Annotated in this window: 14 protein-coding genes, 1 tRNA gene and 1 pseudogene; 9 read left to right on the top strand and 7 right to left on the bottom strand. The window is 66.5% G+C overall.

Annotated elements, in window-relative coordinates:
- The first annotated feature begins 104 nt into the window (after positions 1–104).
- The 3 genes and pseudogenes from JMF86_RS05345 to JMF86_RS05355 all read left to right on the top strand — a co-directional run bounded on the left by JMF86_RS05345 (position 105) and on the right by JMF86_RS05355 (position 2,064).
- Positions 105–178, top strand: a tRNA-Cys gene (locus tag JMF86_RS05345).
- A gap of 577 nt (positions 179–755) precedes the next feature.
- Positions 756–965, top strand: a pseudogene (locus JMF86_RS34975) (diguanylate cyclase); the annotation flags it as partial.
- A gap of 166 nt (positions 966–1,131) precedes the next feature.
- Positions 1,132–2,064, top strand: a complete 933-nt coding sequence (locus JMF86_RS05355; RefSeq protein WP_011544953.1) for an alpha/beta fold hydrolase — start codon at positions 1,132–1,134, stop codon at positions 2,062–2,064.
- Positions 2,065–2,161: 97 nt separating this feature from the next.
- Here JMF86_RS05355 and JMF86_RS05360 read toward each other — a convergent pair whose 3' ends face one another.
- On the bottom strand, positions 2,162–2,710 hold the full coding sequence (locus JMF86_RS05360; RefSeq protein WP_011544954.1) for a GNAT family N-acetyltransferase: 549 nt from the start codon (positions 2,708–2,710) through the stop codon (positions 2,162–2,164).
- Positions 2,711–2,760: 50 nt separating this feature from the next.
- Complete coding sequence (locus JMF86_RS05365) at positions 2,761–3,381, bottom strand: helix-turn-helix domain-containing protein (RefSeq protein ID WP_011544955.1); 621 nt, start codon at positions 3,379–3,381, stop codon at positions 2,761–2,763.
- Positions 3,382–3,528: 147 nt separating this feature from the next.
- Between JMF86_RS05365 and JMF86_RS05370 the strand changes: the two genes are divergently transcribed.
- Together JMF86_RS05370 and map are read left to right on the top strand one after the other, a co-directional pair.
- On the top strand, positions 3,529–3,765 hold the full coding sequence (locus JMF86_RS05370; RefSeq protein WP_011694229.1) for a ParD-like family protein: 237 nt from the start codon (positions 3,529–3,531) through the stop codon (positions 3,763–3,765).
- Positions 3,765–4,571, top strand: a complete 807-nt coding sequence (map, locus tag JMF86_RS05375; protein ID WP_011544957.1) for a type I methionyl aminopeptidase — start codon at positions 3,765–3,767, stop codon at positions 4,569–4,571. The genes JMF86_RS05370 and map overlap by 1 nt, the downstream gene beginning before the upstream one ends.
- Before the next feature lie 112 nt (positions 4,572–4,683).
- Here map and JMF86_RS05380 read toward each other — a convergent pair whose 3' ends face one another.
- Positions 4,684–5,187 carry a GAF domain-containing protein gene (locus tag JMF86_RS05380; protein WP_201316783.1) on the bottom strand — a complete coding sequence of 168 codons (504 nt, stop codon included), beginning with the start codon at positions 5,185–5,187 and terminating at the stop codon, positions 4,684–4,686.
- A gap of 116 nt (positions 5,188–5,303) precedes the next feature.
- Positions 5,304–6,221, bottom strand: coding sequence for a LysR family transcriptional regulator (locus tag JMF86_RS05385; RefSeq protein WP_011544959.1), 918 nt, complete (start codon positions 6,219–6,221; stop codon positions 5,304–5,306).
- 111 nt (positions 6,222–6,332) lie between these two features.
- On the opposite strand from JMF86_RS05385, the gene JMF86_RS05390 reads away from it, so the two are divergent.
- Complete coding sequence (locus JMF86_RS05390; RefSeq protein ID WP_201316784.1) at positions 6,333–7,199, top strand: pirin family protein; 867 nt, start codon at positions 6,333–6,335, stop codon at positions 7,197–7,199.
- A 150-nt stretch (positions 7,200–7,349) separates the two neighbouring features.
- Positions 7,350–7,841 carry a GNAT family N-acetyltransferase gene (locus JMF86_RS05395; RefSeq protein WP_034206801.1) on the top strand — a complete coding sequence of 164 codons (492 nt, stop codon included), beginning with the start codon at positions 7,350–7,352 and terminating at the stop codon, positions 7,839–7,841.
- A gap of 22 nt (positions 7,842–7,863) precedes the next feature.
- Here the strand turns inward: JMF86_RS05395 and JMF86_RS05400 are convergent, their stop codons facing one another.
- From JMF86_RS05400 to JMF86_RS05410, 3 genes are read right to left on the bottom strand one after another with little or no spacing between them, the layout of a single operon-like run.
- Positions 7,864–8,733: a cytochrome c oxidase assembly protein gene (locus tag JMF86_RS05400; protein ID WP_011544962.1), complete on the bottom strand. Its 870-nt coding sequence runs from the start codon at positions 8,731–8,733 to the stop codon at positions 7,864–7,866.
- Positions 8,734–8,743: 10 nt separating this feature from the next.
- On the bottom strand, positions 8,744–9,190 hold the full coding sequence (locus JMF86_RS05405; protein ID WP_011544963.1) for a copper chaperone PCu(A)C: 447 nt from the start codon (positions 9,188–9,190) through the stop codon (positions 8,744–8,746).
- Positions 9,191–9,198: 8 nt separating this feature from the next.
- On the bottom strand, positions 9,199–9,834 hold the full coding sequence (locus JMF86_RS05410; RefSeq protein ID WP_011544964.1) for an SCO family protein: 636 nt from the start codon (positions 9,832–9,834) through the stop codon (positions 9,199–9,201).
- Positions 9,835–10,114: 280 nt separating this feature from the next.
- Here JMF86_RS05410 and otsB point away from each other — a divergent pair, with 280 nt between their 5' ends.
- Positions 10,115–10,867, top strand: a complete 753-nt coding sequence (otsB, locus tag JMF86_RS05415) for a trehalose-phosphatase (protein ID WP_011544965.1) — start codon at positions 10,115–10,117, stop codon at positions 10,865–10,867.
- Entirely contained in the window at positions 10,864–12,249 is a 1,386-nt protein-coding gene (gene otsA, locus JMF86_RS05420) for an alpha,alpha-trehalose-phosphate synthase (UDP-forming) (protein WP_201316785.1), read from the top strand. Before otsB ends, otsA begins: the two co-directional genes overlap by 4 nt.
- The last annotated feature ends 52 nt before the right edge of the window (positions 12,250–12,301 follow it).

Below are 12,301 nucleotides of genomic sequence, written 5' to 3' on the forward strand. Positions count from 1 at the left end.
CTCCAAGTAATGGGGAAGCCACGCTTCCCTTTTTATTTGATGGACTTCCGGTCCTCGAATAAAAATCTGTCGCTTGCCTCACGGCATCCGGACAGTCCGCTTTTGGCGCGATAGCAAAGCGGTTATGCAGCGGCCTGCAAAGCCGTTTAGGCCGGTTCGACTCCGGCTCGCGCCTCCAGAAAAAGCCCCGCTTCGGCGGGGCTTTTCTTTTTTCTGCATCGCTTTTACCCGTGTAAGAAAGTTGCTCAGAGGGGTACAACGTCGTCTTCAACGCCTCAAGAAGCAGGCGCGCCGACTATTCGCCACAAGTTCGGCGCCCATCGACGAAGAGGCCGCGCCGTGGCGCCGTCCGGGAGGCTCGTGGGTGCGTTCCGCCCAGCTACTACACGGAGCGGATGGCGGGTCTGGCCGTCGAGTCCCGGAGATCGCGACCGGCTTTCCCGACGCGCGGGCCGGCTGATGGGCGGACTCGATCATCTGGTACCAAATCGCAGATATTTGAAATTGGCGGGGATCTTGATGGGCGATGCAGATCTGGCGCGTCCCACATATTCTTTCGGAAGCGCAATTTCCTCACGTCATTTAATAATCCGGGAGGAGGGGCGAGCGCAGCGGGTTGTCGGCGCTTCACGTTCGATAGACCCGGGCCGTTTCCGGTTTCGGTCAGTTTGGTACTGCACATGTAAATGGGCCGGGCCGGTTTCGTATGCGAAGTCACGTCCGGCTTGGCTGTGCACGATGAGTGGTGAGGAGAGCGGCGCATATCGAATCCGGATGGTTCGTTTGCCGGTGTCGCACTGATTGCCATCAACCTCGAATATTTCCACAGGCTGTTCGCAGGGTTGGAACAACACGGCTCGATATCGCTGATCGGCAAGGACGGCATCATCGTCATGCGGCAACCGTACGACGTCCGGACCATCGGTCGCGATATCGGCAAAGCCGCAACCTTTCAGCGCTTCCAGGTGGAGGCGCTTCAAAGTTGCTTTGGGTTCCGGTGTGTCGGTGCGTCTATTTAGACTCACGATTCCATGAGGAATCGTTGCGCGCGAAATTTGGTAGGAAGCCATTTCGAACGGGAACACACGATGCTGCTTGCCGGCATCTTTGAATCGCCTTTCGGAGATCGATATGACTTCAGACGCGGATGAGCAGGCCACACGCGGATCGCAACGAAACTTCCTGACATGTCGCACCAGCGAACTCGAAGTGGCCTATGAAGTATCGGGCCCGCTTGACGGACGGCCGCTGGTCCTTGTCCATGGATGGCCCGATGATGTTCAGTGCTGGGACAAGACTATCGTGCACCTCGGGCTGAGTGGCCAACAGTTCCGAATCTACGCACCCTATCTGCGTGGATCAGGACCGACGCGCTTCTTGAATAGCGATACGATGCGCAGCGGCGCAATCGCGGCGCTGACGCTTGATTTGTCGCAGTTCGTGGAAACGCTGGATTTGACGGATGTCATTCTCGCCGGGTACGACTGGGGCGCGCGCGCGGCGTACGGCGTTGCGGCGCTGTTTCCCGAGAGAGTAAGCGGTATGGTTACCGCCGCGGCGGGCTACGCTACCGCGATGCCGGCCAACGAAATGCCCTATGAACTGGCCAACGCGTACTGGTATGAGTGGTACGTCGCCACGACGTATGGAATGAAGGCTTATCGAGAGGATCGCGAACGGTTGTGCAGATACTTATGGCACAGCTGGTCCCCCGCCTGGCCCGACAGGGAGAGCGACTTTCAAGCCATGGTCGACTCTCTCCACAATCCCGACTGGGCCGACATCAGCCTTCATGCTTATCGACAGCGCTGGCACGATGCCCCGGGCGCAGAGCAGCACGAGCAGATAGAACGACAATTGGCGGCTTCGCCGACGATCCCTATCGACACCATCATGCTCCAGGGTGCGGAAGATCGTGACAATTTGCCCACCACTTCTGAAAACAAGGAGCGGTACTTTTCCGGGCACTATGAACACCGCCTGCTGCATGGAATAGGGCACTTCGTCCCGCGTGAGGCGCCAGACGTCTTTGCGGAGGCCATACGCGCGATTGCCGGGCGGTGAGCTTGTGATGCTGCGGCCTCGAGGCCGGGAAGAGCGGTTTTCCGCATCGTCTGGAAGCCGTCGCGCACGGTGCATGCGACGGACGGCCTCCAGCCGATTACCCATCCACCGGCTGCACCGGCGTCTCGAGCTTCAACTGATAGAACGCCGCATCCAGCCAGCGGCCGAACTTGAATCCCGCCTCCGCGATCGTGCCCGAGTGCACGAATCCCAGCTTCGTATGCAGTGCGATGCTCCCGGCATTGGTCGCGTCGATGCAGCCGACCAGCACGTGCACCTGCGCTTCGCGCGCGCGCCGGACTACTTCGCGCAGCAGCAGTTCGCCGAGCCCGCGACCGCGCTGGTCGTTGCGCACGTAGACGCTGTGTTCGACGGTGTACTTGAACGCCGGGAACGCGCGGAACGTACCCCAGCTCGCGAAGCCGAGCAGCGTGCCTGCTGAGTCGACGGCGCCGAAGACCGGAAAACCGCCCGCGCGCTTCGTCGCGAACCACGTGACCATCGCTTCCGGTGGACGCGGCCGGTAGTCGTACAGCGCGGTCGAGTTCGCGATCGCATCGTTCAGGATCTCGAGAATGGCCGCCGCGTGCTCGGCCTCGCTGCAGTCGATCAGGCGCACGTCGTCGCGCTGTGTCGGGGAGTTCATGCGGGTTCCTTCCTGTTGGGTCTAAACCGGTTGCGCATGCGGCGCGCGCATCACGCGCTCCGCACGCCGGCGGCGGACGCATCGCAGATCGCGACGACATAGCGCGCGGCATGCGACGCCGGATTGCTGAAGATCAGCGGCTGGTCGAGCCGCATGGCCAGGCAGTCGCCTTCATGAAGTTCGTGAAGCGTATCGCCGAACGTGACGTCGACGCGGCCGCTGATGATCCACACCTGCTGGTGCGGCGCGCTTTCGCGCCCGCCGCTGTCATATGCGACCCGCGCGCCGGGCGGGAAGTCGACCTCGACGAGCTGGATCGGCGACGGCCAGCCGGCCGGCGACAGGTTGCGCCGCACATAGCCGGACGCCGGATCGCGCCATTCGGCCTGCTGCGCGCGCCGTGCGAGCGGCTGCGCGGGCGCGTCGTCCCGGTCACCGCCAAACAACCCGGCCAGCGACACGCCGAGGCCCGCCGCGAGCTTGTCGAGCACGACGGCTGTGGGGCTGGCCGACGCGCGTTCGATGAGCGAGATCATCGAACGGCTGACGCCGGAACGCGCGGCAAGCGCGTCGAGCGTGTAGCCTCGCACGGTGCGCAGCTCACGCACGCGCCGGGCAATGCGCTCGTTGATGCCGGTGTCGTCGGCCGCGGTGATCGCTGATTCTTTCATGATGGATTGATTTTCCAGTAAACTGGAATTCGAAGTCAACGATATTTCCCGTGGCGATTCGGCGGGACGCGGGACGCGAACGGCTTGCCCGGTCGTCGTACGCGGCGTAATATACGAAACAGCTACGTTTCGTTTAATTGGGGATATATGGGTATCATCAAGATTTCCGAGCACATGCATGAACGGCTGCGCTCGACGAGTACAGCGCTGAGCCGTTCGATCAACGCGCAGGCCGAACACTGGCTGCGCGTCGGGATGCTGGCGGAACTCAACCCGGCGCTGTCCTACGGCGACATCTGCAAGATGCTGATCGAGGCCGAGGCGCGGGGCGGCGACGTGGGGCCGGCGGAGACGGCCGCGCATAGCATCGAGCAGGTGGCGTGATGGCGAAACGAGAAATCCCGATCCGCGGTGCTGCGGAAATCGCCAAGTCGCGCGAAGCCGCGAAGCTCGCGTCGCAGGTGCTCACAATGATCACCGAGCACGTGAAGCCGGGCGTCACCACCGACGAGCTGGACGCGCGCTGCCGCGAATACATCACCGATGAACTCGGCGCGATCCCCGCGAACATCGGCTATCACGGCTATCCGAAGACGCTGTGCACGTCGGTCAATCACGTGGTCTGTCATGGCATTCCGACGTCGCGGCCGCTGCGCGACGGCGACATCGTGAACCTCGACATCGCGGTGATCAAGGACGGCTGGTTCGGCGATACGAGCCGGATGTATTTCGTCGGCGAACCGAGCGAACTCGCGCGGCGGCTCGTCGCGGCGACCTACGAGGCGATGCACGCCGGCATCCGCGCGGTGCGTCCCGGCGCGACGCTCGGCGACGTCGGCTATGCGATCCAGCAGGTCGCGCATCGCGAAGGGTTCAGCGTGGTGCGCGAGTATTGCGGGCACGGCATCGGCGACGTCTATCACGACGAACCGCAGGTGCTGCATTACGGTCGCCCGGGCACCGGCCTGCCGTTGCGGCCGGGGATGATCTTCACGATCGAGCCGATGTTGAACGCGGGCAAGCGCGACACGCGCGTGCTGGCCGACGGCTGGACGGTCGTCACGGCGGACCATTCGCTGTCCGCGCAATGGGAGCACATGGTCGTGGTGACGGAAACCGGCTTCGAGGTGCTGACCGAGGACGCGAAGCCGCAGGCGTTCGCGGCGCTGTCGGGCACGCACGCGGCCTGACGCCGGCCGTGCGCCGCACGCGGCGGTGCGGCGTTGCAATGAAACGGGCCCCTTCGCGGGGCCCGTGTCGTTTGCGGCGGCCGGCGCCGCGAACGACACGGCGCAGCGGTGCTTAACCGCGCGCCTTCTGCCACGCGTGCTCGACGAACACGCGGCACAGCGCCTCCATCCCTTTGCGATCCTCGTCGTCGAAGCGCGCGGCGACCGGGCTGTCGACGTCCCACACGCCGATCAGCGTACTGTCGTCGGCCAGCAGCGGCACGACGATTTCCGATTCCGACGCCGCATCGCACGCGATATGGCCGGGGAAGTCGTGCACGTCGCGCACGACCTGCGTCTCGCGGGTCTGCGCGGCCGTGCCGCACACGCCCTTGCCGAGCGCGATCCGCACGCACGCGGGTTTGCCCTGGAACGGCCCGACCACGAGCTCGGTGCCGTCGAAGAAGTAGAAGCCGGCCCAGTTCAGGCGATCGAGCGAGTGATAGACGAGCGCGGAGAAATTCGCCGCGTTCGCAGTCAGGTCGCGTTCGGATTCGACGAGCGCACGTGCCTGCTCGACGAGCGTCGCGTATTGATCGGCCTTGGAGGCGGTAGGGTCGTTGGACAGCGTGAACATGGCGGGAAAGCGATAGGGGTTGTCAAAAAGGCGCACTGAAGGCGCACTGCGCGTACCGCAGTCTACGGCACCCGTGCGTGGTCTGCAGCGCGTGGTCGTGCGTGATGCGGCCCCGCTCAGTCGGGTTCGAGTTCGGCGAACCGCTCGGCCAGAAAGTCGAGTAGCGCCCGCACCGCCGGCAGCAGCCCGCGGCGCGACGCGAACACCGCGTGCACGATTTCGCGACGCGGCGCCCAGTCGGGCAGCACCGTGACCAGTTCACCGCGCGAAACCTCGTCGCGCACCATCATCGTCGGCAACTGCACGACGCCGACGCCTGCAACGGCCGCCGCGCGCAGCGCGAGCATGCCGCCCGTCACGTAGCGCGGCTGGTGATGGATTTCCGCATGCGCGCCGTCGGGCCCGCGCAGCCGCCACACGTGCGTGGACTGCGGCACGCCGTGATCGAGGCTCGGCAGGCGCGTCAGGTCCGCGGGAACGGCCGGTACACCTTGCTCGCGCAGCAGCGCTGGGCTCGCGACGAGGCACTGGCCGCGTTCGGCGAGCACACGCAGCGCGAGATCGCTGTCCTCGAGCGGCGGCGGGCGCACGCGGATCGCGACGTCGATCCCTTCGCCCACCACGTCGACACGCCGGTTGGTCGCTTCCAGGTGGATCTCGACGCGCGGGCACGCGGCCATGAACGCGGCGATCATCGTGCCGACCAGCGAATCGAGCAGCACGATCGGGCAACTGACGCGCACGATGCCGCGCGGCTCCTCGTGCAGCAGCGCGATCGCCTCGTCGGCGGCATCGGCCTCGACGAGCATCGCGCGGCAATGCGCGTAATAGGTCTGGCCGACGTCGGTGACCGTGAAGCGGCGCGTCGAACGCTGGATCAGCCGCATCCCGAGCCGCGCTTCGAGCAGCGCGACGCGGCGGCTCAGCTTCGATTTCGGCATGTCCAGCGCGCGCCCGGCCGGCGCGAAGCCGCCGTGTTCGACGACCTGCACGAAGTAGTAGAGATCGTTCAGATCCCGCGCTTTATCGTTCATGAAATGGAACGCTGAGTGCGATTTCGGCAGTCTACCGGATCGATCGTTCCATCTCTATATTGTCAGTCATGGATGCGAAACACGGGTTTCGCCGCAATTCGGAGAAGGCAAATGAAGAAGATCCAGGGTGTGTACAGTGCGCCACGCGGCCATTGGGTCGGCGACGGTTTTCCGGTGCGTTCGATGTTCAGCTACCAGTCTCATGGCACGCACCTGAGCCCGTTCCTGCTGCTCGATTACGCCGGCCCCGCGACGTTCGAACCGGCGACCGCGCCGCGCGGGGTGGGCCAGCATCCGCACCGCGGGTTCGAAACGGTGACGATCGTCTATGACGGCGAAGTCGCGCACCGCGACTCGACCGGCGCGGGCGGCACGATCGGCCCGGGCGACGTGCAGTGGATGACGGCCGCGAGCGGGATCCTGCACGAGGAATTCCACTCGGAGGCGTTCACGAAGCGGGGCGGCCCGCTCGAGATGGTGCAGCTGTGGGTGAACCTGCCCGCCGCGGACAAGATGGGCGCACCCGGCTACCAGACGCTGCTGAACGCCGATATCCCGGTGGTCGAGCTGCCGGACGGTGCAGGGCGGGCGCGGATCATCGCCGGTGAGCTCGACGGGCGGCGCGGCCCGGCCCGCACGCACACGCCGATCGACGTGTGGGACGTGCGGCTCGCGGCCGGCGGCCATGCGCGGTTCCCGGTCGCCGAAGGGCGGACGCTCGCGGTGGTCGTGCTGAGCGGCACCGTGCTGGTGAACGGCGAGACGGTGGCGCGCGAAGCGCAGTTCGTGCAACTCGGCCGCGACGGCAGCGACGTCGAGATCGAAGCGAACGGCGACGCGAAGCTGCTGATCCTGAGCGGCGAGCCGATCGACGAGCCCGTCGTTGGTTACGGCCCGTTCGTGATGAACTCGCAAGAGGAAATCCGTACCGCGATCGAGGACTTCAACAGCGGCCGCTTCGGCCAGATGCCGGCATGACGGCATGACGGTGTGACGGTGTGACGAGCAGGCCCCGCGCGATGCGGGGCCTTTTTTTCGCGCGTGGCGGGCGGTCGCGCGGGTCGGGCGCTTCGAGGCATAATCGACGGTTGCCGCGCGCCGGCCGGCGCGCCTGAATCAGGACCGCACATGAACGCATCCGCACCCGCCGCATCCCCGAGCACCGCCGATCTCGACTGGCGCTGGAAATCCTTCGACGCGCTGACGGCGCGCGAAATCTATTCGATCCTCGAAGCGCGCAGCGCCGTGTTCGTCGTCGAGCAGAACTGCGTGTATCGCGACATCGACGATGCGGACCAGGCCGCGTGGCACCTCGCGGCCTTCGATCCGGCCGGCCGCCTGGCCGGCTATCTGCGCGTGCTGCTGCCCGACGCGCAGCATACCGACGTGCGCATCGGCCGCGTGCTGACGACTGCCGCGTTTCGCGGCGCGGGCCTCGGCAACGGGCTGCTGTCGCGCGCGCTCGAGCATATCCGCGCGCAATGGCCGGATACGCCGGTGAGCCTGCATGCGCAGGCTCACTTGCAGCGTTTCTACGGGGCATTCGGCTTCACGCCGAGTTCGGACGTGCACGACGAGGATGGCATCCCGCACGTATGGATGAGCAGCGCGCGCGCGTGATGCGCGCCGCGCCGCGCGGCAATCAGTGCGCGGCGCGTGCGACGGGCGGCTCGTCCGTGCGCTGCGCGGCCCGCTCGCCGATCAGGCGCCCGCGGGCGGACAACCGCAGCCAGTGCCGCAGCGCGATCAGCGCGCCGATCACGCTCATCATCGAGCCGGGAATCCACAGCAGCAGGCCGCCGATCTGCTGGTCGCGCAGCGGGCTCAGCCACGTGAACGCGCGGCCGCAGATCGAGTAGATCGGATACAGCTCGTGCGGCGTGAAGAAGATCAGCGCGCCGAGCGCGATCTGCGGCGGGATCGCCGCGACGACGATCAGAATCCGGCGGCCCGGCGACAGCCGCGCGGGCGGCGCGGGACGCGGATCGACGACGAGCCACCAGAACAGCAGCCCGTCGATCACCATGCTCCAGTTCATCACGCGATAGAGACGCCAGTCGAGCATCGCGATGAAGTGGATCGGCGACAGCAGCCAGAAATAGATCAGCCCGACGAACAGCACGACCGCGACGACCGGATGAAATACCACGTCGAGGGTCGCGCGCACCGGCGCCCACGCGAGCGCGGGGCGCACGAAGCGCTGCCGCCAGCTGAACGGAATGCCCGCGCGGATCGCCGCGCCCGGATAGGACAGTGCGATGAAGAACGGCCCGAGGTGATGCAGCACGAGGTGCTGCGCGCGGTGCATGAAGAATTCGTGCTCGAAGAAATAGTCGAGCCGCGTATGCAGCGCGATGTAGAGCGCCGTCAGCCCGAACCAGAACGAGAACTGCCGCAGCGGCGACACCTTCGCCTTCTTCACGCCGCGTGCGAACAGCACGGCGGCCGTCAGCACCGCGACGACCACGGTCGGCGACGGCTCCCACGGATCGAGCCAGTACAGGAGATTCATCGCGCGCGCATCACTTCGCCTGGGCCGGCGATTTCACGGCGAATGGCGCATCGACCGTCTCGCCGTCGGAGAATTTCAGGCGCAGGTGCACGGTGTCGCCCGGCTTGATCGTGTGCTTCGGTTCCTCGAGCATGAAGTGATAGCCGCCCGGCGCGATGTCGACCTTGCCGCGCGCGGGGATCGTCAGCTTGTCGACCATCTCCATCTTCTGCGTCGAGCCGTTCGAGACCGTCTGGTGCAGCATGGCCATCCCGTAATCGGGGCTGTCGACGTCGACGAGATCGATCGGCTTGTCGCCGGTGTTCACGAGCGTCACGTAGCCGCCCGCGGGCAGCTTGTTCGGCAGCCAGCGCACCCACGCGTTCTGCGCGCTGATCGCGCCGGCGGCATACGCGTGGGCGCCGGCGCACAGCGCGGCGACGAGGGCGAACGTCTTGAGGGTCGTTTTCTTGTTCATGGCGGAATTCAGGTCGTGGAGGCAGTGTCGATGATCCGGCGCACATCGGCGGCGATGGCGTCGGGCGAATCGCGATCGGTCGCGAGCAGCCGCGCGCGGCCGGTCGCGTCGAAGATGTAGACGGCCGAGCTGTGCGTCACTTCGTAGCCGCCGGACGGATCGCGTTTTTCCATCTGGTATGCGACGCGATAGCGCTTGGCCAGCGATTCGATCTGGCCGTCGGTCCCGGTCAGGCCGCGCGCATGCGCGGCGTCGAACGCGGCGACATAGGATTGCATCGCCTGCGGCGTATCGCGCGCGGGATCGACCGAGACGAACAGGATGCGCACGTCGTCCGCCCGCGGGCCGAGCTTCGCCAGCACTTCCATCAGCCGCGCCAGCGTTTCGGGGCAGACGTCGGGGCAGTGCGTGTAGCCGAAGTAGACGAGCGCGACGCGGCCGCGGAACGCATCGGCGTCGACGGGATGGCCGTCGCCGCCCGTCAGCTTGAACGACAGATCGGGCAGGTGGCCGGTGACGTTGGTCAGGTTCCAGCGCGGCTCGTCGTGCGTGCACGCGGTGAGCGCCACGGCGGCGGCGAGGGCCGCGGCCGTGCGGATGAGGCGGGAGAGGCGCCGGTGCGGCGCGGGGCGGGCAGACGACATCCTGGGGCTCGATCGGACTGGATGGATAGCCGGGGCGCGATGCCATGCGCCGCGCGGCAGGCGGTTGCGACTGTAGCGCAATTCGCGCGCCCGCGTCCTTTCGAAATCGATACGGCGCGGGCGAGCGGGGCAATATGTCGCAGTTGACGCGGCGGCCGATGCGATGTCCGCGCAGCCGCGGTTTCGCCCATCTGGGGGCGCAGGCGCGGTAAGATGCGCACAACTCCATTCGCGCAGTGGCGGCCTGCGTTTGCCGGCCGGCCCTCAGACTATCGAATCGATGCAATCCGTTCCGGCTTCCCTGTCCCTGACCGATACAGCGTTCTTCTTCGACTTCGACGGCACGCTCGTCGAACTGGCGCCGACCCCCGACGCCATTCACGTTCCGCCGTCGCTGCTGACGCTGCTCGACGAATTGTCGCGCCGCTCGCACGGCGCGGTCGCGATCGTGTCCGGGCGCGGGATCGACAACCTCGACACGTTCCTGAAGATGCCCGGGCTGCCGATCGCCGGCCTGCACGGCGCGGAGCGCCGCGATGCGAACGGCGACACGCAGCGTATCGGCTTCAACGACGAACGCCTGCTGCGCATCGAGCGCGAGCTTGCCGGCGTGGTCGACCGCCATCCGGGCATGCTGCTCGAAATCAAGGGCGCGGCCGTCGCGCTGCACTTTCGCAATGCGCCCGAGCGCGAGGCGGTGGCGCGCGAAGCGGCCGAGCGCCTCGTCTCCGACTATGCGGATGCGTATGTGCTGCAACCCGGCAAGATGGTGTTCGAGATCAAGCCGAAGGGCGTCGACAAGGGCCGCGCGCTGGCCGCGTTCCTCGACGAGCCGCCGTTTGCGGGCCGCGTGCCGCTGTTCGCGGGCGACGACCTGACCGACGAGAAGGGCTTCGCGGTGGTCAACGCGCGCGGCGGCCTGTCGATCAAGGTCGGCGCGGGCGAGACGTCCGCGCGCATGCGGCTCGATTCGGTCGACGCGCTGCATGAGCAGATCGCAGGCTGGCTCGGTGCGGGGCAACCGCACGCATGAGCCGGCTCATCATCGTTTCAAACCGCGTCGCGCCGATTTCGGAAGGCGAACCGGCGGCGGGCGGCCTCGCGATCGGCGTCTATGATGCGCTGAAGGAAACCGGCGGCATGTGGTTCGGCTGGAGCGGCGAAGTGGTCGCGTCCGGCGCGCCGCAGCCGCAGATCCGCATCGAGGAGCGCGGGCCGGTGACGTTCGCGACCGTCGGGCTGACGCGCCGCGATTACGACCAGTATTACCGCGGGTTCTCGAACGCGACGCTGTGGCCCGCGTTCCATTACCGCGCGGACCTGATCCAGTACGATCGCCACGAATTCGACGGCTACCGCCGCGTCAACGTCTGGCTCGCGCAGCAGCTCGTGCCGCTGCTGCAGGACGACGACGTGATCTGGGTGCACGACTATCACCTGATTCCGTTCGCGCGCGCGCTGCGCGACGCCGGCGTGAAGAACCGCATCGGCTTCTTCCTGCACATCCCGTTTCCGGCCGCGCAGGTGCTCGTCAACGTGCCGCCGCACCGAGAGCTCGTCGAGTCGCTGTGCGCGTTCGATCTGCTCGGCTTCCAGACCGAGCCCGACCTGCGCGCGTTTTGCGACTACGTCGAGTTCGAGGCGGACGGCGAAGTCGAGCACGACGGGCACACGGTGCGCGTACGGGCGTTCGGCCAGACGTTGCGCGCGGCCGCCTATCCGATCGGCGTGTATCCGGACGAGATCGCGTCGCTCGCGCAGGCGGGTGAGCACGGCAAGGCGGTGCGCACGCTCGCGACGTCGCTGCGCGGGCGGCAACTGATCATGAGCGTCGACCGGCTCGATTATTCGAAGGGGCTCGTCGAGCGCTTCCGGGCCTTCGAGAAGCTGCTCGAGCACCAGGCGTCGATCCGCAACCGCGTGTCGTTCCTGCAGATCGCACCGTCGACGCGTGCGGACCTGCGCGCGTACCAGGACATCCGCCTGCAGCTCGAAGCGGAGTCGGGGCGCATCAACGGGCGCTACGCGGAGCTCGACTGGGCGCCGATCCTCTACATTCACCGTCAGTACGACCGTCAGGTGCTGGCCGCGCTGTACCGGCTCGCGCGCGTGGGCTTCGTCACGCCGCTGCGCGACGGGATGAACCTCGTCGCGAAGGAGTACGTGTCCGCGCAGAATCCGGACGATCCGGGCGTGCTGGTGCTGTCGCGCTTCGCGGGCGCCGCGCGTGAGCTCACAGGCGCGCTGATCGTCAATCCGATCGATATCGAGGGGATGGCCGATGCGCTGTCACAGGCGCTGACGATGTCGCTCACCGAGCGGCGTGCGCGTTACGCGGACATGATCGCGCAGCTTCGCGAGAACAACGTGTCGGTGTGGCGGGACAATTTCCTGCGTGATCTGCAGCAGGTCTGATCTGATTTATTGCTTGTGCTGCAATTGAAAAAGCCGCCGTGCGCAAGCACGG

It is taken from the genome of Burkholderia sp. E168m15 (assembly GCF_016586105.1).
GTDB lineage: Bacteria > Pseudomonadota > Gammaproteobacteria > Burkholderiales > Burkholderiaceae > Burkholderia > Burkholderia orbicola.